Genomic DNA, 26,141 nt, shown 5'->3' on the forward strand with positions numbered 1-26,141 from the left:
TTCAAAACACTGCTTCACTACCTCACCGTAAATAAAATAACAATTTAAAGTGTACCAATTAAAATCGTATTTAAAATTTTTAACAAAGGCTTCTAATCAACATGGAGTCCACTCCCCTTTTGTTTATAATTTCGTTACAAAATGCCTTTACGACACCACCACTTATGAAGCCTACAGCACACTAAAAGCTTACAAAAAAGCATTAAAGAACTCAGACACTCTTTTGCAAGTTACAGACTTAGGAGAAGGCTCTAAAGTATTAAATACACAACACAGACAAGTCCGCAATATGGTCCGTGTATCTAGCAGTTCTAAAAAAGAAGCACGACTCCTTTACAGGTTATCAAAGTATTTCAACTTTAAAAACAGCTTAGAATTAGGCACCTCATTAGGTATGGGGACGTACGCCCTTTCATTAGCCAATTCTGAAGCTCAAATTACCACCATTGAAGGTTGCCCAAATACCTCAGCCTTTGCCTGCGCGCAGTTAAAGCAAAAAAACGTTACTAATGTGGCATTTATAATTGGTGATTTTAACACTATCATCCCGAATTTAAAAGACACACATTTCGATTTCATTTACTTTGATGGACATCATAATAAGACAGCAACCATTCATTATTTTGAAGCTTTAGTATCCAAAACGCATAACGATAGTGTTTTTGTTTTCGATGATATTTATTGGTCTCAAGGCATGATGGAAGCTTGGGAGTACATTAAAGCGCATGATGCTGTAACTGTAACCGTAGACACCTTTCATTTAGGCTTTGTTTTTTTTAGAAAAGAACAAAAGAAAGAACATTTTAAAATTAGATTGTAACAACCTAACGACTTTAGCGTCCTATTCATTGAAATATCCTGTATCTTGCAGGAAGCTAAAGCAACCAAGACTATTTAATCATGAGTGACAACGTCATCGAAATTAGAAACATCATTAGAGATTTTAAATTGGGTCAAGAAATCGTTCACGTCTTAAAGGGTATCGATTTAGACATTAAGCGTGGCGAATATGTTGCCATTATGGGACCTTCGGGCTCAGGTAAATCCACATTAATGAATTTACTCGGTTGCTTAGACACCCCAACGGCTGGTTCTTACAAACTTAATGGAAAAGATGTCAGCACAATGAGCGATGATGACCTTGCGGATATTAGAAACACAGAAATCGGATTTGTTTTTCAAACCTTCAACCTTTTACCAAGAACCACTGCTTTAGACAATGTGGCTTTGCCAATGGTTTACGCTGGTTTTTCTAAAAAAGCAAGAGAAGAACGTGCTACAGAAGTTTTAACTGATGTAGGTCTTGCAGACCGTATGGATCATAAACCCAATCAACTTTCAGGTGGTCAGCGTCAACGTGTCGCCGTCGGAAGAGCTTTGGTTAACAAACCTTCCATCATCCTTGCTGATGAACCTACAGGAAACCTAGATTCTAAAACAGGTGTAGAAATTATGAAACTCTTTGGAGACATTCATCAATCTGGCAACACAGTCATTATGGTTACCCATGAAGAAGACATCGCAGCACATGCTAAGCGTGTTATTCGTTTGAGAGATGGTGTCATTGAGAGTGATACTTTTAATTCGTAAGATGGTGATGCAGTGAAATGGTGAGATGGTGAGATGGTGAGGTGGTGATACAGTGAAATGGTGAGGTGGTGATACAGTGAAATGGTGAATTGGTGAAGTGGTGAATTGGTGAGGTGGTGATTCTGTGAGATGGTGAGATGAAGACACTATAAACTTAAAAATCAAACCAATAGAAAGTCTCAAAATCAAATTACAATTCAAAAATTAACCCTTTTACAAAAAAAAGAACACATGGATATAGTGACGGGGTTGTATAGTGATACGGTGATGCCATGATTCAGTGGGGCTCTCTATCTTTTTGATCGATTTATCTCAAAACGTAATTCTTATATCTAGTTAATTACCGCTTCATATTAGCGCTATACGCGAAAAAGTGATACAGTGAAACAGTGAAACAGTGATACAGTGATACAGTGATACAGTGAAACAGTGATACAGTGATACAGTGGTACAGTGAAACAGTGATACAGTGAAACAGTGAAACAGTGATACAGTGAACCTACACATCGTATTACCGATTTACCATTTCACACCTCACCACTTCACCACTTCACCACTTCACTATACAACCACCTCACCATCAAAAAAAACAGATTCAAACGCTTAACTTTTAACTCATAACTCTTAACTTTGTTTACATGAAGGTATATACAAAAACAGGAGATAAAGGGACAACGGCACTTTTTGGTGGCACACGTGTTCCTAAGCATCATATAAGAATAGAAAGTTACGGGACCATTGATGAACTTAACGCTCATATTGGTTTAATTAGAGACCAAGATATTAGCCTATTGTATAAAAACACCTTAATGGACATTCAAGACCGCTTATTCACCGTTGGCGCCATCTTAGCTACCGATCCTGAGAAAGCAACTTTAAAAAATGGTAAAGCACGCTTAAACATACCGAAGATTGCGAATGAAGACATTGAGAAACTAGAAAAAGAAATGGACCTCATGGAAGATAGCTTACCTCCAATGACGCATTTTGTATTACCTGGAGGCCATCAAACCGTGTCATTCTGTCACATCGCACGTACCGTTTGTCGTAGAGCTGAGCGTCAGGCATCACATTTAAATGATCTGGAGCCATTTCAACCTGAAACTTTAATGTATATCAATAGACTATCTGACTACCTTTTTGTGTTGGCACGGAAGTTGTCTTATGACTTACAAGCTGAAGAGATAAAATGGATTCCCAATAAAGAATCTTAAAGATCATAAAACGTCAGTTCGAGTATGCTGACCTGTTTGTCAGAATGTATCGCGAACTCGGTTATTGACCTCATTTTATTTTGTATGCTCAAGACTAAAAACGCAAAAATTAGTCTAAAATTAAAAGTTGAAAATTACACGTTCTTTCTATTAATGATTAGACATTTATAAGTGCACATTTGAGCGATTCAAAAGGCACAATTATAAATGTTCAGCGCAACCAAAAAATTAAAATATTAATTTTACGCGTTAATTAATTTGATTTTTTCTTGAATTATTCAACTAAAAAATTATTTTTGCAAAAATTAAATTACACACGCATTATGTATTGGACATTAGAATTAGCATCTTATTTAAGTGATGCACCTTGGCCGGCAACAAAAGATGAGCTTATTGACTACGCAATTAGAACAGGAGCACCATTAGAAGTTGTAGAAAATTTACAAGCGATAGAAGATGAAGGAGATTCATATGATTCTATTGAAGAAATTTGGCCAGATTATCCTACTGACGAAGATTACCTCTGGAATGAGGATGAATATTAACATATAAAATTATCACAAAAAAGTCTCTCGCGTTACTATAACTGAGAGACTTTTTTTATTTTCGGATGTATTTTCCGAACTTAACTATCTGTTTCAAAATACAAGCTATATTTTAAAACAACGAACTGAAATTAATACTAAGATTGGCCACTGTCAATCCGTTACAAATGATTAAATATGACTTTTTTAGATAAAGTACTTAAGGTTTTTGTTGGAGATAAATCCAAACAAGATGTAAGTGCCATTAGACCTATTGTAGAAAAAATAAAAACTTTCGAAAACGCTTTAGAGGCCTTATCGCATGATGAGCTTAGGGCAAAAACTGCCGAATTTAAAGCTAAGATAGCAGAAGCCAGGCAGCCCTTAAACACTAAAAAAGAAGCCCTTTTAGAAAAAGCTAAGCTTACAGAAGATATTGATGAGCGTGAAGACATGTATCTTGAAATCGATAAAATCGATGACGAAATTTACGACATTACAGAAGGCGTTTTAAACGACATCTTACCAGAAGCTTTTGCTGTGGTTAAAGAAACGGCAAAACGTTTTGTTCATAATACACAGATTCCGGTAACTGCAAATGCATTTGACCGTGAGATTTCTGGAGCACACGATTATGTCAATCTAGAAGGTGACCAAGCCGTTTGGGAAAACTCTTGGGATGCCGCAGGTAAAGCTATTACTTGGGACATGATCCATTACGATGTTCAGTTAATTGGTGGTATTGCTATGCACCAAGGTAAAATTGCAGAGATGCAAACGGGTGAAGGTAAAACTTTGGTCGCTACGCTTCCGGTCTATTTAAATGCTTTAGCTGGAAAAGGAGTTCACTTAGTCACTGTGAATGACTACTTAGCCAAACGTGATAGTGCTTGGATGGCGCCCATATTTCAGTTTCATGGCATGAGTATCGATTGTATCGATTACCACCAACCAAATTCTGATGCCCGTCGTAAAGCTTATAACTCAGATATTACTTACGGAACCAACAACGAATTTGGTTTCGATTACTTACGTGATAACATGGCCAATTCGCCAGAAGATCTAGTACAACGTCCACATCACTACGCTATTGTCGATGAGGTCGATTCTGTATTAGTCGATGACGCCCGTACACCTTTAATCATTTCTGGTCCAGTACCAAAAGGAGATGAGCACGAGTTTGATGCTTTAAAACCTAAAGTTAATGCTATTGAAGAAGTACAGCGCAAATATTTAGTTGGTGTTTTAGCCGAAGCTAAAAAGTTAATTGCTGCAGGCAATACTAAAGAAGGTGGTTTTCAATTATTAAGAGCTTACAGAGGGATTCCTAAAAATAAAGCCTTAATTAAGTTTTTATCTGAAGAAGGTGTTAAATTATTACTTCAGAAAACGGAAAACTTCTATATGCAAGATAACAATAGAGAAATGCCTAAAGTAGATGCAGAACTTTATTATGTTATTGACGAAAAAAATAATCAAGTTGAATTAACCGATAAAGGTATCGATTACCTTTCTGGTGAAGACGATCCTGATTTCTTTGTGATGCCAGAAATGGGAACTGAAATCGCTAAGATTGAAAACAAAGGCCTTTTATCTGAAGAAGAAGCCAACCTTAAAGAAGATTTATTTAGAGACTTCAACATTAAGTCCGAACGTATACACACCCTTAACCAACTTTTAAAAGCTTACGCTCTATTCGAAAAAGACAATCAATATGTTGTTATGGACAACAAAGTGATGATTGTCGATGAGCAAACAGGTCGTATTATGGATGGTCGTCGTTATTCAGACGGCTTACACCAAGCTATTGAAGCTAAAGAAAGTGTTAAGATTGAAGCCGCTACGCAAACTTTTGCTACAGTAACCCTTCAAAATTACTTTAGAATGTACCGCAAGCTATCTGGTATGACGGGTACTGCCGTAACAGAAGCAGGTGAACTTTGGGAAATCTATAAATTAGACGTTGTCGAAATTCCGACCAACAGACCCATCGCTAGAGATGATAGAGACGATTTAGTTTATAAAACAAAACGTGAGAAATACAATGCGGTAATTGATGAAGTTGTCAGCTTATCTAATGCAGGCCGCCCTGTACTTATAGGAACCACTAACGTTGAAATCTCAGAGCTTTTAGGAAAAATGTTAAGCATTCGCAAAATAGATCATAACGTCTTGAACGCGAAACAACACAAAAAAGAAGCCGATATTGTAGCACAAGCAGGTAATGCTGGTCAGGTTACGATTGCCACCAACATGGCAGGTCGTGGTACCGATATTAAATTAAGTGCCGAAGTTAAAAAAGCAGGTGGTTTAGCTATTGTAGGTACTGAACGTCACGATTCACGTCGTGTAGACAGACAGTTACGTGGTAGAGCTGGTCGTCAAGGAGATCCAGGAAGTTCACAATTCTATGTCTCTTTAGAAGATAACTTGATGCGTTTATTTGGTTCTGAGCGTATTGCTAAGATGATGGACCGCATGGGCTTAAAGGAAGGGGAAGTGATACAACACGGCATGATTTCTAAGTCTATTGAGCGTGCACAGAAAAAAGTAGAAGAAAACAACTTTGGTGTTCGTAAGCGTTTATTAGAATATGATGATGTTATGAATGCGCAACGTGAAGTTATTTACAAGCGTCGCCGTAATGCCTTGCATGGAGAACGCCTTAGAGTCGATTTAGCTAACATGATTTTTGATACCTCTGAAGGTATTACTGAAACCAATAAAAATGCGAATGATTTTAAGAATTTTGAATTTGAATTGATTCGTTACTTCTCAATGGCATCACCTATTACTGAGTCTGAATTCGAGAAAAAGAATCCAACAGAAATCGCAGGAATCATTTACAAAGCGGCCTTTCAGAATTACCGTGAAAAAATGCAACGTGCTGCAGATTTAGCCTTTCCTGTTATTGAAAATGTATATGATACACAACGTGATCGTTTTAAAAGAATTGTAGTCCCTTTTACTGATGGTGTTAAGAACTTACAAGTTGTTACCGATTTAGAAAAAGCATACGAAACTAAAGGTACACAGTTAATTAATGATTTTGAAAAGAACATTACTTTAGCTATCGTTGATGATGCTTGGAAAGTACATTTACGTAAAATGGACGAATTAAAGCAATCTGTTCAGTTAGCTGTTCACGAGCAGAAAGATCCTCTATTAATTTACAAATTTGAGTCTTTTGAGTTGTTTAAAGCCATGATTGACCAAGTGAATAAAGATGTTATTTCATTCTTATTTAAAGGAGAAATACCTCAAGAAACCGCTAGTACAATTCAAGAAGCAAAACAACAGAAGCAGGAAAAACTGGAAACTCAAAAAGAAGAGATTCCTAATTTGGATGAGCGTTCTTCTCAAAACAGAGCAGCAGGTTCAGGCGCTTCACAACAACAGCAACAAGTTGTTGAAACGATTGTTAGAGATCAACCAAAAATTGGTCGTAATGATAAAGTGACAATTAAGAACGTCATGAGCGGAGAAAGTAAAGACGTTAAATACAAACAAGCCCTTCCTTTATTAGAAAAAGGAGAGTGGGTTATTGTTGAGTAATTCAATTTCTACGACAAGAAAAATCAATAAATAGAATTTAAAATCCTGATGTCACCATCAGGATTTTTTTTTTGTTTTATACCTAAACGTGCACAACATCGCTTCTCATGAAATTCTCTTTTCGAGATTTTGTATCGAGAAGCCATTACTTCCCTCTAATATATCGCTACCTTTAATAAAGCTCCCCCCTATTATGGGGCAATATTTAAGTTTATCAATCAAAACTAAATTCTCCAAGAATATTTAAAATACAGCTTATCTTATAACTTTTGTTTTTAATTTCGTTATTGTTAATATAACGAATACAAAATATGATGAACATTTCAAATCAGAACATTTCAGATTTCGAATTTACACTTTCTTTAGAGATTGCTGGAAACATAGTAGATCAAAGACATGACCTTACCATAGGTGCTCTCACAATGCTAAAAAAGGAAAAAACTTATGTTATAGATTTCAATCAATCTTATACCACTTACATTGAAGCCAGAGATGTTACTGTAATTGAATGCCATTCCCCACAGCAACATTTTGAAATATTGGAAGATGGCACAAGGTATAACGAGGATTTTCCTGATTGCAAATTTGACCTTTCTACTACAGAAATGCCTCATGCTGATCATGTTTTATGGCTAGATGGCGAACTGGATGCTGAGATTAAGAGTATGACTTTGACTGGAAACCTTAATGAAACGTATTCATTTTCATGCAACGTTATTGAATGGAGTGCCTATGCGTCTTAAAAAAACCACTTGGTTCTCGATACATTTTTCGCTTACTCGAAACACTCGAACTGACGAAATAACACAAATCCAACCTCAACGTCACTTCGAGTGAAATCCTCTTTTTGGGATTTTGTATCGAGAAGTATTTAAAGTAACTAACGTTCTCGATACGTTTCTCGCTTAATCAAAACACTCGAACTGACGAAATAACACAAATCCAACCTCAACGTCACTTCGAGTGAAATCACCTTTTTAGGGATTTTGTATCGAGAAGTATTTAAAGTAACTAACGTTCTCGATACGTTTCTCGCTTAATCAAAACACTCGAACTAAAAAAGGTATATATATCGGACCTCAACGTTACTTTGAGTGAAATCCCTTTTTAGGGGTTTTGTATGGAGAAGTCGTTCAGTTACCAAAGATTTCAATACGCTTCTCATATACTTGAAACGCTCGAACTGATGAGCGATTATCACAAATAAAATTCTTAAATTTGTATGTTTATATTCCATATAAAAATTCATGTTTTATCATCCCGACGGCTGCTCTAAAACAGTCTTCAATTAATAATTCATTATGAAAAATATCGTCCTAATTATCACCCTTATGTTAAGCAGCACTTTAGTTACCGCACAACAAACAATGACCCCCGAATTATTATGGCAAGTAGAGCGCTTAAGCGTTATGGGACTCAGTACAGATGCTTCAACTATTTTCTTTACCGTAAAAACGCCTCATATTAAGACCAATGGTTACAATTCTAAATACTATAGCATGCCTTTTTCTGGTGGTGACATTACTGAAATACAAAAAGAAGAGGTCGCTATAAACGATAAAAATACGTCTCCTGATGGTATATATCAATTATTCCATAAAGAAATCGCTATTGAAGCTATCAAAGGTAAAGCTGTTTATAAAGATTTAGAAGAAGCCGATGTTTATATTTTTTCTGATTTAGACATTCGTCATTGGGACACCTGGCAAGATGGTCACTACAATCATTTATTTTATAAAAAAGTAAATGAGAGCGATGACGCAGGCCTTGATATTATGCCTAATGAACCTTTTCACACCCCGCAACGTCCTTTTGGTGGTGATGAAGATTATATTTGGTCACCTGATAGTAAAGCCATTTACTATGTGAGCAAAAAACTAAAAGGTAAAGCTTATGCGACCAGCACTGACACAAATATTTTTAAATACAATTTAGAAAACAAAACGACTGAGAATATTACGGAAGCTAATAAAGGTTATGATACAAATCCAGCCTTTTCATCTCAAGGGGCCTTGGCTTGGTTACAAATGAAAACTGATGGTTATGAAAGCGATAAGAATGATATTATTGTTTTAAATAATGGCATTAAACAAAATTTAACAGCAAACTGGGACGATTCTGTACGAAGTTTTCTATGGAGTAATGACGGGAAAGCCATCTATTTTACAGCACCTGTGGATGGCACGATTCAGATTTTTAAAGTGAATTATCCTGATAAAAAACGAATAGCACCTGTTGTAGAACAACTTTCCAACGGTCCATTTGATATTACAGGTATTGTTGCACAAAAGGATAACACGCTTTTAGTCACAAGAACTGATATGAACCACGCTGCTGATATTTTTAGTTTCGACTTAAAATCTAAAACTTTCAAACAGCTTACTAACATCAACAGTGACTTATATGCTAGCGTAGATTTACCAACTGTTGAAAAACGTTACGTTACCACTACAGATGGTAAGCAAATGTTAGTTTGGGTTATTTTGCCCCCAAATTTTGATGCGACTAAAAAATATCCAACGCTGTTATACGCACAAGGTGGACCACAATCTCCATTATCTCAATTTTATTCTTACCGTTGGAATTTTCAATTAATGGCATCACAAGGTTATATTGTTGTCGCACCAAACCGTCGTGGCATGCAAGGCCATGGAGTTGAATGGAATGAAGACATCAGTGAAGATTGGGGTGGCCAAGTGATGGATGATTATTTAGCTGCTATCGATGATTTAGCTAAAGAACCTTACGTGGATAATGATAGATTGGGTGCTATAGGAGCTAGTTTTGGTGGTTATTCAGTTTTCTATTTAGCAGGAATTCATAACAATCGTTTTAAATCTTTTATAGCACACGATGGTGTTTTTGACACTCGAAGTATGTACGGAACGACCGAAGAATTATTCTTTGTCAATCATGATTTTGGTGGCCCATATTGGGATAAAACCAATGAAGCAGCACAGAAAACCTATAATGCGTTTAACCCTATTACAAAAGTATCTGATTGGAATACTCCCATTTTAATTATTCAGGGAGGAAAAGATTACCGTGTACCTATTGAACAAGGTTTAGGCGCTTACCAAGCAGCACAATTATTAGGCTTGAAAAGTAAATTGTTATATTTTCCTGAAGAAAACCACTGGGTTTTAAAACCGCAAAATGCTTTAGTATGGCAACGTGAGTTTTTTAAATGGTTAGAGGAAACGTTATAATAATTCATATCTTTAAGTACATATAGCATTTATAATAACCACTAATCAATTGGAATAATGAGAAATGTATTAGCGACCATTATTGGCTTTATCGCAGCATCACTAGCGGTTTACCTCATCGAAAATCTAATCGGTCATAACCTATTTCCATTACCAGATGGCGCAGATCCTTTGAATATGGACTGGCTAAGCAACAACATGAATAAGATTCCTGTAGGCATCAAAATCTGTGTCGTCATCGCCCATTTCGTTGGAGTGCTTATTGGAATGTTTGTGGCGGCCAAAATATCTAAAACTCGTATGGTACCAAGTTATATCGTTGGAATGCTAATGCTTGCGGCTACATTTTTTAATATTATTATGTTACCAAAAGAACTCTGGTTTACACTTTCTGATGGTGGTTTTGCTATTCTTGGTTTTATTATAGGAAAGATTTTATCTGAAAGACAACTAAAAAAGTAAGTTAATAAGATAAGTTCTCGATACGTTTCTCGCTTACTCGCAACACTCGAACTGACGGGTTAGTATAAAATGAACCTTAACGTCACTTCGAGTGAAATCTCCTTTTTAGGATTTTGTATCGAGACGTGTTTGTGTAATTGAGGTTCTCGATACGTTACTCGCTTACTCGCAACACTCGAACTGACGGGTTAGTACAAAACGAACTTTAGCGTCACTTCGAGTGAAATTCTCTTTTTTAGGATTTTGGATTGATAAGTATTTGTTTTAACCAAGGTTCTCGATACGTTACTCGCTTACTCGCAACACTCGAACTGACGGGTTAGTATAAAATGAACTTCAGCGTCACTTCGAGTGAAATCCCTTTTTAGGGATTTTGTATCGAGAAGTGTTTGTGTAACTGAGGTTCTCCATATGTTACTCACTTACTCGCAACACTCGAACTGACGGAAGAGTACAAAATGAACCTTAGCGTCACTTCGAGTGAAATTCTCTTTTTTAGGATTTTGGATTGAGAAGTATTATTTATCAAAATTCTTCTTTGCGAGGTTGGGCAACTTTTCAAAGTCACCGTTAATCAAAGCTTCTTTTTTCACTCTAGACCACTTCTTTATTTGTTTCTCTGTTTGAATAGCTATATTTATATCTGTAAACTCTGCATAATAAACTAAACTTAAAGGCCTTCTACTACAAGTATAACTGCCCCTGTGTTTTCCTGTTTTATGCTCTTCTATTCTTTTTGTTAAATTAGATGTAATACCTGTATAATATGAGTCATCTGAGCATTTCAAAATATAGACATAAGATTGTTTCATAATCACAAGATAAGAACTTATTACTAAATTTTCCTCTATGTAAAATCAAGGTTCTCGATACGTTACTCGCTTACTCGTAATACTCGCACTGACGGAAGAGTACAAAATGAACCTTAGCGTCACTTCGAGTGAAATCCCCTTTTTAGGGATTTTGTATCGAGAAGTGTTTGTGTAATTGAGGTTCTCGATACGTTACTCGCTTACTCGCAACACTCGAACTGACGCTATGTGATCTAAAACGTAAATCCAATTCTAATCCCTCCCCATTTGGCTGAGGATCCAGTTTCAAATTCTCTGGTGATGGCAGATCTGGTATATTCAAAATATAGGCTTTTCGTTTTTAATACGAGCCCATAATTGTATTGCGCTGTAAAACGTTCCACTTCTTTTGATGCAATTGTGTATGGATTATCCGTATTAAATACCCCACCTTGTAAAGTTGCATCGTAACCTATGACACTAATTATCGGTTGTGCGTAAACATAAATCTGAAACTTATTTTTAGATTTATCAGTTGTAAATGCTGAATTTAGGATTCCGAAAGTTGTATTAAAACTTAAAGATGCATTTGTAAATAAAGTTCCTAACTGCAACGAGGATTGTGCTTGTAAAGCCAGCCATTGCTGGTATTGATAAAGTTGTTTCTCATAATCTATTCGATAGTTGATAACCACATCATTTTTAATTTGGTTATCCCAACCACCAGGAATCTTATTTCCTGTAGCTTCATGAATACCGACTTGCATTTCTTTGCCAAAAGCCCCAGGACCAATTAATCCCAAACTCAACGCTTGTGATACCCTTGTTTTACGCATCGTATTTGTAGCAATCGTAAAGGACTTCAACATTATAGCTGTAGAAAAAGGACGGTCTCCATATTGAATAGCTTCACTTACATAATCATTGGGTGTGAAACCAATGTGCTCTAGAGCTAAACCATATTTGGTATGGGCTGCTTTAGATTTGAGGAATAAATAATTTATAGGATTTTTTTCTAAACTAGGGGAAACTAGTTCTAAATTATATCCTTGAGTGTAGTTCTCGTCTGTAGCTGCAAAATAATCATTATCGTAGTGAAACCGGAAATAGCTTTCGCTTTCAATATTTCGGTACGACACTGAATGGTCTATTTTCTGAGCCAATAAACCTATGGGTAATAAAAACAAAATACTAATAATAACTACTCTCATAACAACACCTACGAGAATAATAGCGTTGTGGTTTTATTCCTATAACTTCAATAACAAGTTAGGATCAGGACAATTCTGTTTATAAAACTCCAGATCCAATTGATTAGAAACGCCAGGATAATCTCCTTTATAATCTTTAATATCTCTTATTATTTGAAAATGCAAATGTGGCGGATAATCCCCATTGACATCTACTGTTCCTAGCGTTGCAATTTGTTCACCTTGCTTCACTTCTACTCCGATCTCTAAATCTGTGATAGACGCTAAACTTAAATGACCGTAGAGCGTATAAAAAATTTGATTCTGAATATGATGCTTTAAAATTAGTGTTGGTCCATAGTCTCCATGATTTGTATTGTTCTTAAAACTATGAATCGTTCCATTTAAAGGAGCACAAATTGGGGTACCCGCCTCAATCCATAGGTCAATTCCTAAATGAATATTACGTTCTTTCTTAGAATTTTCTTGATTAAAATAAGTGCTACGTTGGTAAATACCGCGTTGTTCTAAGTATCCACCAAAAGCAATTTTAGCCTTATTTTGCTTCTTGTAATTCCATATATAGTTCTTCAAATCTTTAGAAGATGATACGTTAACTTGTTTTAATTCAGAATTACCCACCGATAAATCTAAAGAAACATAAGCCTCTTTAGTTATTGAAACATCCACTACCGCATGTGCGTGAAGTGTTTTTAAAAAAAGTTGAAATGAAGTAAGTAACATTGCCCTGTATTTAAGATGTAAAATTATACATTAATAAGATTCAAAATTAAACCGTCACAAAATTCTTCAATATAATTTAGATTTTATAAGATTTCCTTAAAATTCAACGTTTGACATCTATAAAGTTAGGGATTTGAATTACCTTTAAATCTTGAATACTTATGTTTGTGTTTTTATTTCAAATTAAAATTTATTAAGATCTTTAACCATGCTGAAACGCCTCCTTATCATTTTGTTTATTTTAGCTTTAGGCTTACTTTCCTATTCTGTTTTTGTTGAAAACATTTTCTCTCCGCGTTTAAGTCCAAAAGATTCGGCTAAGATCTCTTTAAATGATTTAGACATCACAGTAGAATACAACAGACCTTCAAAGCGCGATCGTGAGGTATTTGGTGCGCTTGTCCCTTTTGATGAGGTTTGGAGAACAGGAGCTAACGAAGCGACGACTTTTGAAACTAATAAGTCATTAATGATTGATGGTATTGAATTAAGAAAAGGAAAATATACCATTTGGACGGTACCAATGAAAGATTCTTGGAAAGTCATGTTTAACTCTAAACAATACGAATGGGGTGTTAATGAAAAAATGGAACCTATGTGGGATCCTAATTATGATGCCGTAGAACTTATAGTACCAGCGCAGCAACTTGATATTAGTGTTGAACGTTTTACCATTGCTTTTGATAATAAAACAGGACATTTGAAATTAACTATGGCTTGGGATAGTACGTTAATTGAAGTGCCTATTGATATTGTTGAATAAATCGGTTAATGAAGCCCACTGAACTATTTTTAGTTACAGCTATTTTACTACTCATGTTAGTGAGGCTATTTATCACCTATCCTTATACCTCAATTTTAGTAAGCCTATTAACATAACTATTGGCTGTGCTTTATTTTGTATTTAGTTTTGGACTTTTAAATCGCATACGCTTTAGAAATTTATTTCAGAAAGAAGCTTATAGAGCTATTGGCATTTTGAGAATTCTTGGAACTTTATTAGAAATGAAAAATAGAGACTTTCCTCAATATATTAATGCTGAAAAAGAAATTTTAAAATATCCGGATCGCCTTGAATTACAAAAAAAGTAAATAAAATAAGCATTGAAATGGAGACTACTTATTAATCCTGAGATTAAACTTCACGTCAATTATACTTTAAACTACAAGACTTATGCTGTGACACAAAAAAACAATATTTTTGTGCGCATTAAGTAATAAAACGAATGACGTACCAATTTACTATTATAGTTCCGGTTTATAATGAAGAAGACAACCTAGAACGTGTAGAAACAGAACTATCTAACTATCTTAAGATGGCCACTGTAGCTACCTCGATCTTATTTGTTAATGATGGTTCTAGCGATAACAGTCAGGCTTTAATTGAAGCTATTTGTAAGCGTAATGAAGCGTTTGAATACCTTTTATTTAAAGAAAACAGAGGGTTGAGTGCTGCTATTAAAGCAGGATTTGATGCTGTAGATTCAGAATTAGTAGGTTATATCGATTCTGATTTACAAACTTCACCAGAAGATTTCAATGTGCTTTTAGAACATATTGACCAACACGAACTGGTTACTGGTGTACGTTCTCACCGAAAAGATTCTTTTGTAAAGAATATGTCCTCTAAAATTGCCAATGGTATTAGACGTGCATTTACACATGATGGTATGGATGACACAGGTTGTCCGCTTAAAGTTATTAAAACCGATTACGCCAAACGCATCCCTATGTTTAGAGGATTGCACCGTTTTTTACCAGCGATGATTATGCTACAAAATGGACGCGTAACCCAAATTACGGTACAGCATTTTCCGAGAATGGCAGGCACGGCTAAATTTGGACTTTGGAACCGACTACTCGGTCCTTTAATGGATTGTTTTGCTTATTTATGGATGAAGAAAAAATATATTAACTACAACATCGCGAAATCTAGTAAAGACAACTTATAATTTGAAAGATTGGATTATATATAGCATTGGTTTCTTAGCTCAGATATTATTTTCTTCTCGGCTAATTATACAATGGATCACCTCAGAAAAGCAACGTAAAGTTATCACTCCAAACACCTTTTGGACCTTAAGCTTAATTGCCTCTTTTCTATTATTTATTTACGGTTATTTACGTTTAGACTTTGCGATTATGCTCGGTCAGAGTTTAACGTATTACATCTATATCCGAAATTTACAACTGCAAGGGCAATGGCAAAAATTTCCAAAACTCATACAATATTTACTCTTTATTGTTCCTGTTTTTATTGTGCTTTTCTATTATAATAATAACAAAATCGATGTCGATTTATTGTTTCAAAATGATGCTATACCCACTTGGTTATTGGCCTTAGGAATTGTTGCCCAAATTGTTTTTACGCTACGTTTTGTATATCAATGGATCCATTCTGAACGTCACAAAGCCTCTAGTTTACCCTTAGGGTTTTGGGTTTTGAGTTTAATAGGCGCAGGTTTAATCTTAACGTATGCCATTATTAGAAAAGACCCTGTCTTATTTGTTGGCCACTTATTTGGCTTAGTCATTTATGCTCGTAACGCTTATTTAATTAGACACACCAATGCTTAAGTTTATCGAAAAATATCCTATTCCTAGCCTTTTACTATTTGTTATCATCATGCTTGGCTTTACTATTGACGCTATTCCGGTAACGATTATGGAAGCTCGAAATTTTATTTCAGCAAGAGAAATGCTCACCGATAACAACTGGATTTTAACCACAATGAATGGTGAAGCCCGTTACGAAAAACCACCATTACCGACTTGGATTACCGCTGCTTTTGGTTATCTTTTTAGTATCACATCTGTATTAGCATTACGCTGGCCTGCTCTTCTTTTTGTTGCGAGTATCGGAATTTCAATTTACTTATTATCAAAAAAATTAAACTTAACTCCTTCGCATAGCTTAATTAACGGATTTATTGCGCTCACCTCTTTTTACATCCTAGGCATTACAATTGAAGCCCCTTGGGATATTTACACACATGGTTTTATGCTTATGGCATTATATCAGCTGTTTCTTATGTTTCACAATCGTGAAACGCCTATTGTAAGAAGCTTACTTTTTGTACTATTCTTAGCCTGCTCTGTATTATCTAAAGGCCCCGTTTCATTATACGTCTTGTTCCTCCCTTTTATAATTGCTTATGGTATTGCTTTTAAATTTAAAGGAGGAATCCTTCATTTTTTAAAACTTTTCAGTCTCTTAATTTTCGGATTGGTTTTAGGCGCTTGGTGGTATCTTCATGTTAGAATCGCAGATCCAGAAACTTTTAATGCCATTGCACAACGTGAAACTTCTAATTGGCACAGTTATAATGTAAGACCTTTTTATTACTATTGGAGTTTCTTTATCCAATCTGGTTTATGGACTGTTCCTGCTTTTATTAGTCTCTTATATCCTTATCTAAAATCTAGAGTTAGTAACCTTAAAGCTTATCAATTTAGCTTTTTTTGGACCATTTTAGCTGTCATTCTACTCTCTGTTATTCCTGAAAAGAAATCAAGATATTTGATGCCTGTTCTTATTCCTCTTGCTTTTAATATTGGATTTTATATCGACTATTTGGTCCGTGAATTCAAAAATTTGAAATCGAAAAAAGAGACCTTTCCTGTATATTTTCAGTTCGGGTTAATTGGCACTATAGCCCTCCTATTCTGGATTATTGGCTTTTCTATAGGTCCTTTTTTAACAGGAATTGTTCTTGTAAGGTTTATAATCTGTAGTCTTGTTTTGGCGCTTATTGGGTTTTATATTTTTAAAAGCTTAAAAGCTAAGAACATTAAATCGGCTTTCTATCTTGTGCTAAGTTTTATGCTTTGCATTGGCTTTTTGGCTTTACCATTAGCTAAGTTACAAGCACAACCCGATTACAAAACACTTTCGGATTTACCATCAGATGGTATTCCGCTTTACCGATTAGATGGTGTTTCCCCTGAAGCAATCTATAATTATGGTGCTAAAATTCCGAGTATAAAAACGGATGAAGGTCTTTTAATTCCTGAAGAAAAACAATTCAGACTCTTAACCACAACAGCTCAACCTGAAGCGATAAAAGAACTCTCTAAACTTTATACTATTGAATTTAAAGCCACTTATGACTTTAATTTTTCTAGTGCAAATGAAAGATCAAGGTTAGTGAATCAACTTTATTTATTGACCAGAAAATAAGAAGGCATCAATAAGCTCTTCTTATAGCGCTTATGCTACATAGCGTTTAAAAAGATAGTTGTAAAGTTTGTAAAACCCAAATCCAGCAATAGTACCAAAAGTTAGACCACAAAGGATATCTAAAGGATAATGCACACCTACATAAATACGACTATAAGCCACTATTAAACTCCAAATAAGTAGTAGATAAATTAAGTTTTTAAAATAAGGCTTTAAAAGCAAACCTGTAAAAATAGCTACAGACATAGAATTAGAAGCATGACCAGAGAAAAACCCATATTTTCCACAACGTGGAGCAACAAAACGTGTTAAATCCATCACCCCTTCTGCTCTACATGGACGTGCTCTTTGAAAAGTATCTTTAAAAACATTGGTAATTTGATCTGTAAATGTGATCATTGCGGCAACCACGAAAACTAATAATAAAATTCCTTTCCAGCCATATTTCTTATAAATTAAGACAAGTAATATTGCATATAATGGAATAGAGCACAGTTTATTGGTAATCACTAACCATAATCCATCCCAAGATTCAGATCCCAAATTATTGAGATATAAAAATAGGTTTTTATCTAATTCTATAAGTTGCTCTAACATTATTAATCGTCGTATCTCGCTATTTCTCTATCGTAAAACTCAGTAGCTTCTTGAATATAGTTTTCAGTTTCGCTCTCTAATTCCTTTTCGTCGTGTTGATCAAATTCTTCAAACCATTCAACTTCATCATCTTCAAGATTAATGATAAAACGTGGGAATTCTGTATGAATAATAAAAATTGCATTCGGATAATCAGTGTTATCACCTAATATGAATTTTGGTAGTTCCATGTCATAAATTTAATGTTTGAAGCCAAAAGCTCGCTGCTTAATTTAACTTAAGTTGCAAATATATCGATTTAGATTGAGCTCTTCGACTAATAATGAAATATCGAATAGGCTTATAAAATCAGTATTAATTTGATGTTTTTGAAATTAATTTTTCGGTAAGCAAATGAAATCTTATAAACAGCATAATAGCCGCGACGCTTAAGCCTACTATAAGTCCAATCCATATCCCAAAACTACCATACATCTCTTCTTTTCCTAAATAATAACAAATAGGAAAACCAATCACCCAATAAGATATAAAAGTAATTACGGTAGGTATTTTAACATCTTGCAGTCCTCTTAACGCGCCAAGTGCAATAACCTGTAGGCTGTCTGTTATTTGAAAAACCGCAGCAGCTAACAATAAAGTCGCTGCAATTGTTACCACTTCGGTGGTATCTACTCTATTAACAGGATCATCTAAATCGACATACATTGTTGGTAAGAACTCATGAAAAACAACAAATAATAAAGCAAAAAGAACCGCAAAAATAAACCCAACCATAAATATTGATTCTGCAATACGCTTTAGGGCCGAATAATCCTTTAATCCTTTTTGATTCCCCACTCTAATCATCGCTGCAACACTTAATCCTGTCGCCACCATAAAGGTCATTGAAGATAAATTTAATGCAATTTGATTGGCGGCTTGTGCATTAGCTCCTAAAGTACCACTTAACCAAATGGCGGCCGTAAATATCCCTACTTCAAAGAACATTTGTAATGCACTAGGCAATCCTAAGTTGGTCAATTTCTTTATCGGTTGTTTACTTAAGGTGAAGAACTTTAGATTGGTCACGTAAGCTTTAGATTTTTCGCGTTTAGCAAGTAACCACCATAAATAAGCGACCATTACAAAACGAGACACCAATGTTCCGACAGCAGCACCGACAATTCCCATTTCTGGAAAACCTAATTTTCCAAAAATCAGTACATAGTTTATTGCTACATTAAGTAAATTGGCCACAATAGTAGCATACATAGGGTATTTTGTTAGTGATAAACCATCACTAAATTGCTTAAATGCCTGAAATACAATTAAAGGTACAAGTGAAAAAGCTACTAAGTCTAAATAAGGTATCGCCAAGTCTACCACCTCTTTGGGCTGATCCATAATGTACATTAATGGTTTAGCAAATAGTAACAAAACGAATAATACAAGACCTAAAACCGTGCATAAAAACAAACCATGCTTAAATACCGATTTACCCTTATCAAAATCATTTTCTGTATCAGCCTCTGCAACCAATGGTGTAATGGCTGTAGAAAAACCGATTCCCAATGACATGGCTATAAATATAAAACTATTCCCTAAGGATACGGCTGCTAATTCTGCTGCCCCTAATTGACCAACCATAACGTTGTCTACAAAACTTACAAATGTATGACCAAGCATGCCTAACATTACAGGAGATGCTAGTCGTAAATTGTATCTAAATTCTTTAGTGTAGTTGCTTAAAACCATGGTGCAAAAGTAATACTTCCAATTAGTTTTAAGAATGAATTATTTCTTAAATAATTTGAAATCTTTCAGCTTCAAAAAAAATCAATCTAGTCGTTTCGCTTGTGTTACAAATGATAGACCTTGTTGACCTGATGTAGAAGTCATTACGCCTTCAAAAACAGGTTCTGAGGCTCCTATAGGTGTTTTCCAATCGAAGATAAAATTACCACCTGTTCCCCCAGCGATATCAACCTCATTAATCACAATATCTAAAGTTTCCATAGGTCTAACAAACACAGGTTGATCAAAATATGTTTTTAATAATTCGCCATGTGTATCGTAATAATCTACTTTAAACAAATACAGACTATCAGTAGCACTTGTATTTCTCATACTCACCATTGCCGTTAGGTTATAAGTCTTATGTTGTGAATAACTATAAATTTGAGAATATACAGACAAATAAGATTTGCCCACTTCTAAAGAGTCTGAAGCCTTGCGTGTTGCTATTCTTTCCTTCCAATTGATTTTTTCATATTCCTCATCATTTGAAACGTGATCGCATGAATAAAAACTATAAAAAGCGAAAACTAAAACTATAATTTTTTTCATAAGGCATCATTAATGGTTTGAAGATCATAAAAATAACATTATGCTATTATTTCTACAATTTATAACGCTAATTTCTTTAGACTTCAATCGGCGTTTAAATTATAAATACCTCTATAATTAAGCTATTTTAACACTATTAAGAATCTCATTTACTTCACCTAAACTGTCTTCATTATCTAATAGAAGTACAAGTGTATCATTTGCTTCAATGATCGTGGAACCGCCAGGTCTCACAAATTTATTATTACGTTTTATCATGACAATAAAAGCAGAATTTGGAAAATGCAAATCTATAATTCGTTTATCAACCGCGAAACTATTGGGTGGAATTGCAACTTCTTCCATCGCTGATTTAGGAAGATTAAGAATATATCTGTCGTTTTCTGCTATAGGTTTCACTTTTTCTGGCAAAGCTACTTTTAGCCATTTTGCAAAAACTGACAATGTTGTTCCTTGAATTAAAATCGATGTCACTGAAATAAAAAATACAATATTAAAAATCATATTCGCTTTATCAATCCCTGCTAATAATGGATAAGTTGCAAATACAATAGGTACTGCACCACGTAAGCCCACCCATGAAATATAAAAACGTCTTTTTAATTTCATTTTAAAAAACATTAAACTTATAAAAACACTTACAGGTCTAGCGACAAGGATTAAGAATATTGAAATAAGTAAACCGATGCCCATATAGGGAATAATTTGTGATGGAAATACAAGTAACCCAAGCGTAAGGAAAAGCACTATTTGCATTAACCAGGCTATACCATCAAACATTTTTAAAATGGTCGATTTATGTATTAAATCTTGATTTCCTAAATAGACTGCACAAATATAAATCGCTAAAAACCCATTTCCGCCTACAACACCAGTCGCAGAGAAAGTGATGAACATTAAGGCGATCACCAAAACAGGATAAAGTCCTTCAAAGCCTAACTTAATTTTATTAATAATGACCTCGCTCAATTTACCAAAAGCAAATCCTGCAATACCCCCTAAAATCATCTGCTGAAGAAACAAGAAGATCATAGACAAAATACTTTCATCTTGGTTAATGACTAAAGTTAAACATGCCAACGTTAGAACGTAAGCCATAGGGTCATTACTTCCACTTTCAAGCTCTAATGTAGGTCTCAAATTTGTTTTTAATGCCAAATTCTTAGATCGTAAAATAGAGAATACCGCTGCAGCATCTGTAGAAGACACAATGGACCCTAACAACATACTTTCATAGATTGTAAAATCGGTAACAAACCAGACAAAACCTCCTAAGGTGGCTGCTGTAAGAAAAACGCCTAAGGTAGAAAGTACCAAACCTTCTTTTAAAACTGGTTTTATAGATTTAAAATTGGTATCGAGACCACCTGAAAATAATATAAAATTAAGAGAAACAATCCCTATAAACTGTGCTAGTTTGGGATCATCAAAACGAATACCACCAATGCCATCAGAACCAGCTAACATACCAATACCTAAGAATAGTATTAATGTAGGCACACCAAATTTATAAGAAGTCTTACCTACTACAATACTAATAAATAGTAGTATAGAGCCAACTAATAATATGTTTTCAATGGTTAAATTCATTCTTTTATTGTCAAATTTGAACTAAAGCAAATTTAGTTTTTTTATCAATTAATGACGCTAAATAGACGGCTTTAAAAATTAATAAAAGAATGAATTATCAAGTTTGCTATAAAATGCTTCATAACTAAGGTATTTAACACTATTAAAGACCATTAATTAACACATTAACAACGACTTAATAAACAGTTACAAATTCTTTTCTTGTCTCAACTAGCGATTACAAAGAATGGATCGATTTCTTAGCCTCTTCAAATTCTGCAATCATCGTTTTTACAATTTCTGTAACAGGCTTTACGTCATGGATTAAACCTGCTATTTGACCAATCTCTAATTCCCCATCCTCTAAATCTCCTTCGAACATGCCGCGTTTAGATCTTGCCCTACCTAATAATTCTTTAAGCTGCTCTGGTGTAGGACTTGTTTTATAAAGCTCTTGAACCTCGTTATAAAATTTATTCTTAATTAGTCTGACGGGTGCTAATTCTTTTAACGTTAATTGCGTGTCTCCTTCTTTAGCATCCACCACCACTTGTTTAAAGGCTTGGTGTGCTGAAGATTCTTCACTCGCGACAAATCGGCTCCCCACCTGTACACCATCAGCACCTAAAACCATACAAGCTAACATGGCTTTTCCTGTAGCAATCCCTCCTGCTGCAATTAATGGAATTTCAAGTTGTTCTTTTACCATTGGTATTAACGTCAGCGTCGTCGTTTCATCTCTTCCATTATGTCCGCCTGCTTCAAAACCCTCAGCTACAATGGCATCCACTCCTGCTGCTTGCGCTTTTAATGCAAATTTTACGCTACTCACAACATGTACTACTGTTATCCCTTTGTCTTGTAAAAATTTAGTCCACGTTTTAGGATTTCCAGCTGATGTAAATACAATTTTCACACCTTCCTCTACAATTATATCCATGATTTCTTGAACATTCGGATATAGCATTGGCACATTAACTCCAAAAGGTTGATCCGTTGCTGCTTTACATTTCTGAACATGTGCCCTAAAGACATCTGGATACATAGACCCCGCACCTATTAAACCTAATATCCCTGAATTACTTGCTGCAGAAGCTAATTTCCAACCACTGTTCCAAATCATTCCTGCTTGGATAATTGGATATTTTATATTGAAAAGGGAAGTGATTCTATTTGCCATATTATTGTTTTATAAATTTGACTGTTATTGCCTTATTACTCCCTAAAAGTTTCATTAAATAGATACCTGAAGCTAAACTTGAAACATTTAAAGCATTTCCGTTATTACTAATTACTTTGTTTATGACAACTTGCCCCAATTGATTATAGATCACAATTTCAACATTCTCAATATTAGAAGGAAATGTAACATTCAGTTGAGAGATCACAGGATTAGGGTAAAATTCAAAACTTTCAATAGGATTATCTTCAACAGATAAAAATAAATTTCTAGCTAAATTTAAATTAGGAATTCCATAACCTAAAAAATGATCTGGTGTATTAAATTGAGACGCTGATTGCCTTACATAATTTTTAACTTCAGTCGGGGAAGCTTCAGGAACCGCCTGCCATAACGAAGCAATACCTCCACAAACAATGGGACTACTAAATGACGTTCCGTTATTTTGAACAACACTATTAAATTCACTAATAACAAAAGCATTTCCAGCTCTGGCCACCACATCTGGTTTTTGATAGCCAACCTGCGCACTACTGCCTTGCGAACTAAACGATACATAAACTCCATCTTCATCTACGCCACCTATAGATAATACATCTGGTGAATCTCCTGGTGCACCTACCGTTTGCCAATCTGTAGCCCCCGAATTACCGGCACTTACAACCACTAAAATTCCTTTTTCTGCTGCTATAGAAGCACCTTTAGAAATATAAGCCGTCTGTCCGTTCATATCTGAAGGCGAATAACTGTAATTAGGATTATCATATGTTGTGTACCCCAAAGATGTATTGATCATATCGACCCCCAAACTATCTGCACGTTCTGCTGCTTCTACCCAATAACTTTCTTCTACCGGATTTTCACTTGAGGCATCCTCTGTTCTAAATAAATAATAGGACGCATCAGGTGCCGTACCTACAAAATTATCTTGAACATAACCTGCCATGGCACTCAACACTTTAGTCCCATGATTGCTTGATGTATAATCATAAATTTCTGAAGTTCTATCTACAAAATCATAACCATTAAGTAAATTCCCATTAGCTCTTAAACGTTCAAAAGCCCCCATTGTATTGACATTTGGAAAGCCAGAATCCATAACCGCTACTGTAATTCCTTCCCCCGTAAAATCATCAAGATGCAATTGATCTGCACTTATCATTTCTACTTGGTTCTCCGTATTTCCGTAAGTAAAAGCAATCGTTTCATCTTCAACATCTTTTATTTGTTGCTGATTTGAAGTTCTTGAATCTGAGTCTAAATTATTATTTGCAAAATCTATATCCTCTACAAAAGCTAGATTACTCAATGCCGAAATATCTATTTCGGCACCTCTCACATGCACTGCATTAAACCATTTAGATTTTGCTAAAACTGTTATTCCTGTTTGAAGTTTTAAATCTGAAATATAAGCTTCACTTACTGGGACATCGCGTTCATCAATTGCTATGTTATGATTCTGTTTTCTGTCGATTGCTTTTTGTGAAAGTATGCTAATTGGATTTGCAATTGAAGCTGAAACATTTGGTTTATCTGTAAAGTAAACCCATGCATCTTCTTGTGCATAAGTGCTTGTAACAAAAATTAAAAGTAGTGTTGTAAAAATATTTTTCATAGAATTATAAATATAAGTTGTTCGCCATACAATTATTAACTAAAAAAGTTAAAATTGTATGGAACTGACGATCTGTATTTCATCCATCAAAAAATTAATCTATAAGTTACTTAAGAAATAACTCCAGAACCGACCAACTCATCTCCAAGATACCAAGCTACAAATTGTCCTTCTGTAATCGCAGATTGCTTATTTTCAAACTCTACGTATAGTCCTGAAGCTACTTTATGCAAGGTTGCTTTATCTAAAGTTTGTCTATAACGTATTCTTGCTAATACAGCCATTGTTTCACCCTCTTTTAAAGCTAAATCCGTACGTACCCAATGTAATTCTTCATTAGTAACGAATAATACATTTCTATACAAACCTGGATGTTGTTTTCCTTGGCCTGTATAAATCACATTCTCGTTAACATCCGTATCAATAACAAATAACGGTTCTACAGTTCCACCAACTCCAAGACCTTTTCGTTGGCCTTTAGTAAAATAATGAGCCCCTTGATGTTTCCCTACTATTTTTCCGTCTGAAACTGTATATTCTGGTTTTTTAGACAAGAATTCTAATTCTTTTTCTTTAGAGTCAAATACTGGTTTTGGTTGCTTATAAATTTTAAATTCAGAATCAATTTCAACAATATTTCCTTCTTTCGGTTTTAATTGCTGTTGTAAAAACTCTGGTAATCTTACCTTACCAATAAAACATAACCCTTGAGAATCTTTCTTATCTGCTGTAATTAAATCTTGAGCTTTAGCTATTTCTCTAACTTCTGGTTTTATTAATTCACCAATAGGAAATAATGCTTTGGCCAATTGTTTTTGCGACAATTGACATAAGAAATAAGATTGATCTTTATTTCCGTCGGCACCTGCTAAAAGTTGATGCACTTCTTCTCCATCTTTTTCAATCGTACTTTTTCTGCAATAGTGCCCCGTAGCCACATAATCTGCTCCTAACTCTAAAGCGATATCCATAAAGACATCAAATTTTATTTCTCGATTACAAAGTACATCTGGGTTTGGTGTACGTCCTTTTTCGTATTCATTAAACATATAGTCTACAATACGCTCTTTATATTGCTCGCTTAAATCTACGGTTTGAAAAGGAATCCCTAATTTATCTGCCACTAGCATGGCATCATTACTATCTTCTAACCAAGGACATTCGTCTGAAATAGTCACGGTATCATCGTGCCAATTCTTCATAAAAAGACCTATAACTTCATAGCCTTGCTCTTTTAAAAGATAGGCTGCAACGCTAGAATCTACTCCTCCTGAAAGTCCTACAATGACTCTTTTCATATTATTTATACACTTTTTATCTAGATGTCCGTTCGAGTGATTTCGATTTTTTCTATCGGAATTGTATCGAGAACATTCTTAACTTAAATTATTTCTCG

General features: G+C 34.9%; 23 protein-coding genes. 12 read left to right on the forward strand and 11 right to left on the reverse strand.

Translation table 11 applies throughout. From position 1 onward, the window contains the following. The first annotated feature begins 49 nt into the window (after positions 1 to 49). From HM985_RS11970 to HM985_RS12005, 8 genes are all read left to right on the forward strand, one after another. Entirely contained in the window at positions 50 to 820 is a 771-nt protein-coding gene (locus tag HM985_RS11970) for an O-methyltransferase (protein ID WP_179376485.1), read from the forward strand. Between the two features lie 80 nt (positions 821 to 900). Then, positions 901 to 1,590 carry an ABC transporter ATP-binding protein gene (locus tag HM985_RS11975; RefSeq protein ID WP_179376486.1) on the forward strand — a complete coding sequence of 230 codons (690 nt, stop codon included), beginning with the start codon at positions 901 to 903 and terminating at the stop codon, positions 1,588 to 1,590. A gap of 638 nt (positions 1,591 to 2,228) precedes the next feature. After that, positions 2,229 to 2,804 (forward strand): cob(I)yrinic acid a,c-diamide adenosyltransferase, encoded by a 576-nt coding sequence (locus HM985_RS11980; RefSeq protein ID WP_179376487.1) that lies wholly within the window; start codon positions 2,229 to 2,231, stop codon positions 2,802 to 2,804. A gap of 323 nt (positions 2,805 to 3,127) precedes the next feature. Beyond that, positions 3,128 to 3,349 carry a DUF2795 domain-containing protein gene (locus tag HM985_RS11985; RefSeq protein ID WP_008272287.1) on the forward strand — a complete coding sequence of 74 codons (222 nt, stop codon included), beginning with the start codon at positions 3,128 to 3,130 and terminating at the stop codon, positions 3,347 to 3,349. Positions 3,350 to 3,526: 177 nt separating this feature from the next. After that, positions 3,527 to 6,883: a preprotein translocase subunit SecA gene (secA, locus tag HM985_RS11990; protein WP_179376488.1), complete on the forward strand. Its 3,357-nt coding sequence runs from the start codon at positions 3,527 to 3,529 to the stop codon at positions 6,881 to 6,883. Between the two features lie 311 nt (positions 6,884 to 7,194). Continuing rightward, positions 7,195 to 7,626, forward strand: a complete 432-nt coding sequence (locus HM985_RS11995; RefSeq protein WP_179376489.1) for a hypothetical protein — start codon at positions 7,195 to 7,197, stop codon at positions 7,624 to 7,626. Positions 7,627 to 8,184: 558 nt separating this feature from the next. After that, positions 8,185 to 10,092, forward strand: coding sequence for a S9 family peptidase (locus tag HM985_RS12000; protein ID WP_179376490.1), 1,908 nt, complete (start codon positions 8,185 to 8,187; stop codon positions 10,090 to 10,092). 57 nt (positions 10,093 to 10,149) lie between these two features. Then, the gene (locus HM985_RS12005; protein ID WP_179376491.1) at positions 10,150 to 10,554 is read left to right on the forward strand and encodes a hypothetical protein; all 405 of its coding nucleotides are present in this window, start codon (positions 10,150 to 10,152) and stop codon (positions 10,552 to 10,554) included. 518 nt (positions 10,555 to 11,072) lie between these two features. On the opposite strand, the gene HM985_RS12010 is transcribed toward HM985_RS12005, so the two are convergent. The 3 genes from HM985_RS12010 to HM985_RS12020 form a co-directional block, all read right to left on the reverse strand. Further along, a complete protein-coding gene (locus tag HM985_RS12010) occupies positions 11,073 to 11,366 on the reverse strand; it encodes a GIY-YIG nuclease family protein (RefSeq protein WP_179376492.1) in 294 nt (97 codons plus the stop codon). 233 nt (positions 11,367 to 11,599) lie between these two features. Next, positions 11,600 to 12,556, reverse strand: a complete 957-nt coding sequence (locus HM985_RS12015) for a lipid A deacylase LpxR family protein (protein WP_179376493.1) — start codon at positions 12,554 to 12,556, stop codon at positions 11,600 to 11,602. Positions 12,557 to 12,595: 39 nt separating this feature from the next. Continuing rightward, complete coding sequence (locus tag HM985_RS12020; RefSeq protein ID WP_179376494.1) at positions 12,596 to 13,279, reverse strand: peptidoglycan DD-metalloendopeptidase family protein; 684 nt, start codon at positions 13,277 to 13,279, stop codon at positions 12,596 to 12,598. A 208-nt stretch (positions 13,280 to 13,487) separates the two neighbouring features. On the opposite strand from HM985_RS12020, the gene HM985_RS12025 reads away from it, so the two are divergent. The 4 genes from HM985_RS12025 (at position 13,488) to HM985_RS12040 (ending at position 17,459) form a co-directional block, all read left to right on the forward strand. After that, the gene (locus HM985_RS12025; protein WP_179376495.1) at positions 13,488 to 14,042 is read left to right on the forward strand and encodes a DUF2911 domain-containing protein; all 555 of its coding nucleotides are present in this window, start codon (positions 13,488 to 13,490) and stop codon (positions 14,040 to 14,042) included. A gap of 463 nt (positions 14,043 to 14,505) precedes the next feature. Then, positions 14,506 to 15,231 (forward strand): glycosyltransferase family 2 protein, encoded by a 726-nt coding sequence (locus HM985_RS12030; RefSeq protein ID WP_179376496.1) that lies wholly within the window; start codon positions 14,506 to 14,508, stop codon positions 15,229 to 15,231. A 1-nt stretch (position 15,232) separates the two neighbouring features. Continuing rightward, positions 15,233 to 15,856, forward strand: a complete 624-nt coding sequence (locus HM985_RS12035; protein WP_179376497.1) for a lipid-A-disaccharide synthase N-terminal domain-containing protein — start codon at positions 15,233 to 15,235, stop codon at positions 15,854 to 15,856. After that, on the forward strand, positions 15,849 to 17,459 hold the full coding sequence (locus tag HM985_RS12040; RefSeq protein ID WP_179376498.1) for an ArnT family glycosyltransferase: 1,611 nt from the start codon (positions 15,849 to 15,851) through the stop codon (positions 17,457 to 17,459). The genes HM985_RS12035 and HM985_RS12040 overlap by 8 nt, the downstream gene beginning before the upstream one ends. A gap of 30 nt (positions 17,460 to 17,489) precedes the next feature. Here HM985_RS12040 and HM985_RS12045 read toward each other — a convergent pair whose 3' ends face one another. The 8 genes from HM985_RS12045 to mnmA all read right to left on the reverse strand — a co-directional run bounded on the left by HM985_RS12045 (position 17,490) and on the right by mnmA (position 26,043). Next, a complete protein-coding gene (locus HM985_RS12045) occupies positions 17,490 to 18,056 on the reverse strand; it encodes a phosphatase PAP2 family protein (RefSeq protein WP_179376499.1) in 567 nt (188 codons plus the stop codon). A gap of 2 nt (positions 18,057 to 18,058) precedes the next feature. Beyond that, positions 18,059 to 18,286 carry a hypothetical protein gene (locus tag HM985_RS12050; protein WP_179376500.1) on the reverse strand — a complete coding sequence of 76 codons (228 nt, stop codon included), beginning with the start codon at positions 18,284 to 18,286 and terminating at the stop codon, positions 18,059 to 18,061. Positions 18,287 to 18,410: 124 nt separating this feature from the next. Beyond that, positions 18,411 to 19,790 carry an MATE family efflux transporter gene (locus HM985_RS12055; RefSeq protein ID WP_179376501.1) on the reverse strand — a complete coding sequence of 460 codons (1,380 nt, stop codon included), beginning with the start codon at positions 19,788 to 19,790 and terminating at the stop codon, positions 18,411 to 18,413. Positions 19,791 to 19,871: 81 nt separating this feature from the next. Further along, complete coding sequence (locus HM985_RS12060; RefSeq protein WP_179376502.1) at positions 19,872 to 20,381, reverse strand: DUF3124 domain-containing protein; 510 nt, start codon at positions 20,379 to 20,381, stop codon at positions 19,872 to 19,874. A 117-nt stretch (positions 20,382 to 20,498) separates the two neighbouring features. Then, entirely contained in the window at positions 20,499 to 21,971 is a 1,473-nt protein-coding gene (locus HM985_RS12065) for a potassium/proton antiporter (protein WP_179376503.1), read from the reverse strand. Positions 21,972 to 22,188: 217 nt separating this feature from the next. Next, a complete protein-coding gene (locus HM985_RS12070; protein ID WP_179376504.1) occupies positions 22,189 to 23,130 on the reverse strand; it encodes an NAD(P)H-dependent flavin oxidoreductase in 942 nt (313 codons plus the stop codon). 1 nt (position 23,131) lies between these two features. Further along, entirely contained in the window at positions 23,132 to 24,745 is a 1,614-nt protein-coding gene (locus tag HM985_RS12075) for a S8 family serine peptidase (protein ID WP_179376505.1), read from the reverse strand. Positions 24,746 to 24,855: 110 nt separating this feature from the next. Next, positions 24,856 to 26,043 (reverse strand): tRNA 2-thiouridine(34) synthase MnmA, encoded by a 1,188-nt coding sequence (gene mnmA, locus HM985_RS12080; protein ID WP_179376506.1) that lies wholly within the window; start codon positions 26,041 to 26,043, stop codon positions 24,856 to 24,858. Positions 26,044 to 26,141 lie beyond the last annotated feature (98 nt).

Source organism: Winogradskyella wichelsiae, assembly GCF_013403925.1.
Taxonomy (GTDB): Bacteria; Bacteroidota; Bacteroidia; order Flavobacteriales; family Flavobacteriaceae; genus Winogradskyella; species Winogradskyella wichelsiae.

Coding starts and splice junctions, on each gene's coding strand:
- HM985_RS11995 (WP_179376489.1), top strand. CDS start 7,195: ATGATGAACATTTCAAATCAGAACATTTCAGATTTCGAATTTACACTT.
- HM985_RS12005 (WP_179376491.1), top strand. CDS start 10,150: ATGAGAAATGTATTAGCGACCATTATTGGCTTTATCGCAGCATCACTA.
- HM985_RS12045 (WP_179376499.1), bottom strand. CDS start 18,056: ATGTTAGAGCAACTTATAGAATTAGATAAAAACCTATTTTTATATCTC.
- HM985_RS12055 (WP_179376501.1), bottom strand. CDS start 19,790: ATGGTTTTAAGCAACTACACTAAAGAATTTAGATACAATTTACGACTA.
- HM985_RS12060 (WP_179376502.1), bottom strand. CDS start 20,381: ATGAAAAAAATTATAGTTTTAGTTTTCGCTTTTTATAGTTTTTATTCA.
- HM985_RS12040 (WP_179376498.1), top strand. CDS start 15,849: ATGCTTAAGTTTATCGAAAAATATCCTATTCCTAGCCTTTTACTATTT.
- HM985_RS12015 (WP_179376493.1), bottom strand. CDS start 12,556: ATGAGAGTAGTTATTATTAGTATTTTGTTTTTATTACCCATAGGTTTA.
- HM985_RS11975 (WP_179376486.1), top strand. CDS start 901: ATGAGTGACAACGTCATCGAAATTAGAAACATCATTAGAGATTTTAAA.
- HM985_RS12075 (WP_179376505.1), bottom strand. CDS start 24,745: ATGAAAAATATTTTTACAACACTACTTTTAATTTTTGTTACAAGCACT.
- mnmA (WP_179376506.1), bottom strand. CDS start 26,043: ATGAAAAGAGTCATTGTAGGACTTTCAGGAGGAGTAGATTCTAGCGTT.
- HM985_RS12065 (WP_179376503.1), bottom strand. CDS start 21,971: ATGAATTTAACCATTGAAAACATATTATTAGTTGGCTCTATACTACTA.
- HM985_RS12070 (WP_179376504.1), bottom strand. CDS start 23,130: ATGGCAAATAGAATCACTTCCCTTTTCAATATAAAATATCCAATTATC.
- HM985_RS12030 (WP_179376496.1), top strand. CDS start 14,506: ATGACGTACCAATTTACTATTATAGTTCCGGTTTATAATGAAGAAGAC.
- secA (WP_179376488.1), top strand. CDS start 3,527: ATGACTTTTTTAGATAAAGTACTTAAGGTTTTTGTTGGAGATAAATCC.
- HM985_RS12025 (WP_179376495.1), top strand. CDS start 13,488: ATGCTGAAACGCCTCCTTATCATTTTGTTTATTTTAGCTTTAGGCTTA.
- HM985_RS12020 (WP_179376494.1), bottom strand. CDS start 13,279: ATGTTACTTACTTCATTTCAACTTTTTTTAAAAACACTTCACGCACAT.
- HM985_RS12050 (WP_179376500.1), bottom strand. CDS start 18,286: ATGGAACTACCAAAATTCATATTAGGTGATAACACTGATTATCCGAAT.
- HM985_RS12000 (WP_179376490.1), top strand. CDS start 8,185: ATGAAAAATATCGTCCTAATTATCACCCTTATGTTAAGCAGCACTTTA.
- HM985_RS11985 (WP_008272287.1), top strand. CDS start 3,128: ATGTATTGGACATTAGAATTAGCATCTTATTTAAGTGATGCACCTTGG.
- HM985_RS12010 (WP_179376492.1), bottom strand. CDS start 11,366: ATGAAACAATCTTATGTCTATATTTTGAAATGCTCAGATGACTCATAT.
- HM985_RS11980 (WP_179376487.1), top strand. CDS start 2,229: ATGAAGGTATATACAAAAACAGGAGATAAAGGGACAACGGCACTTTTT.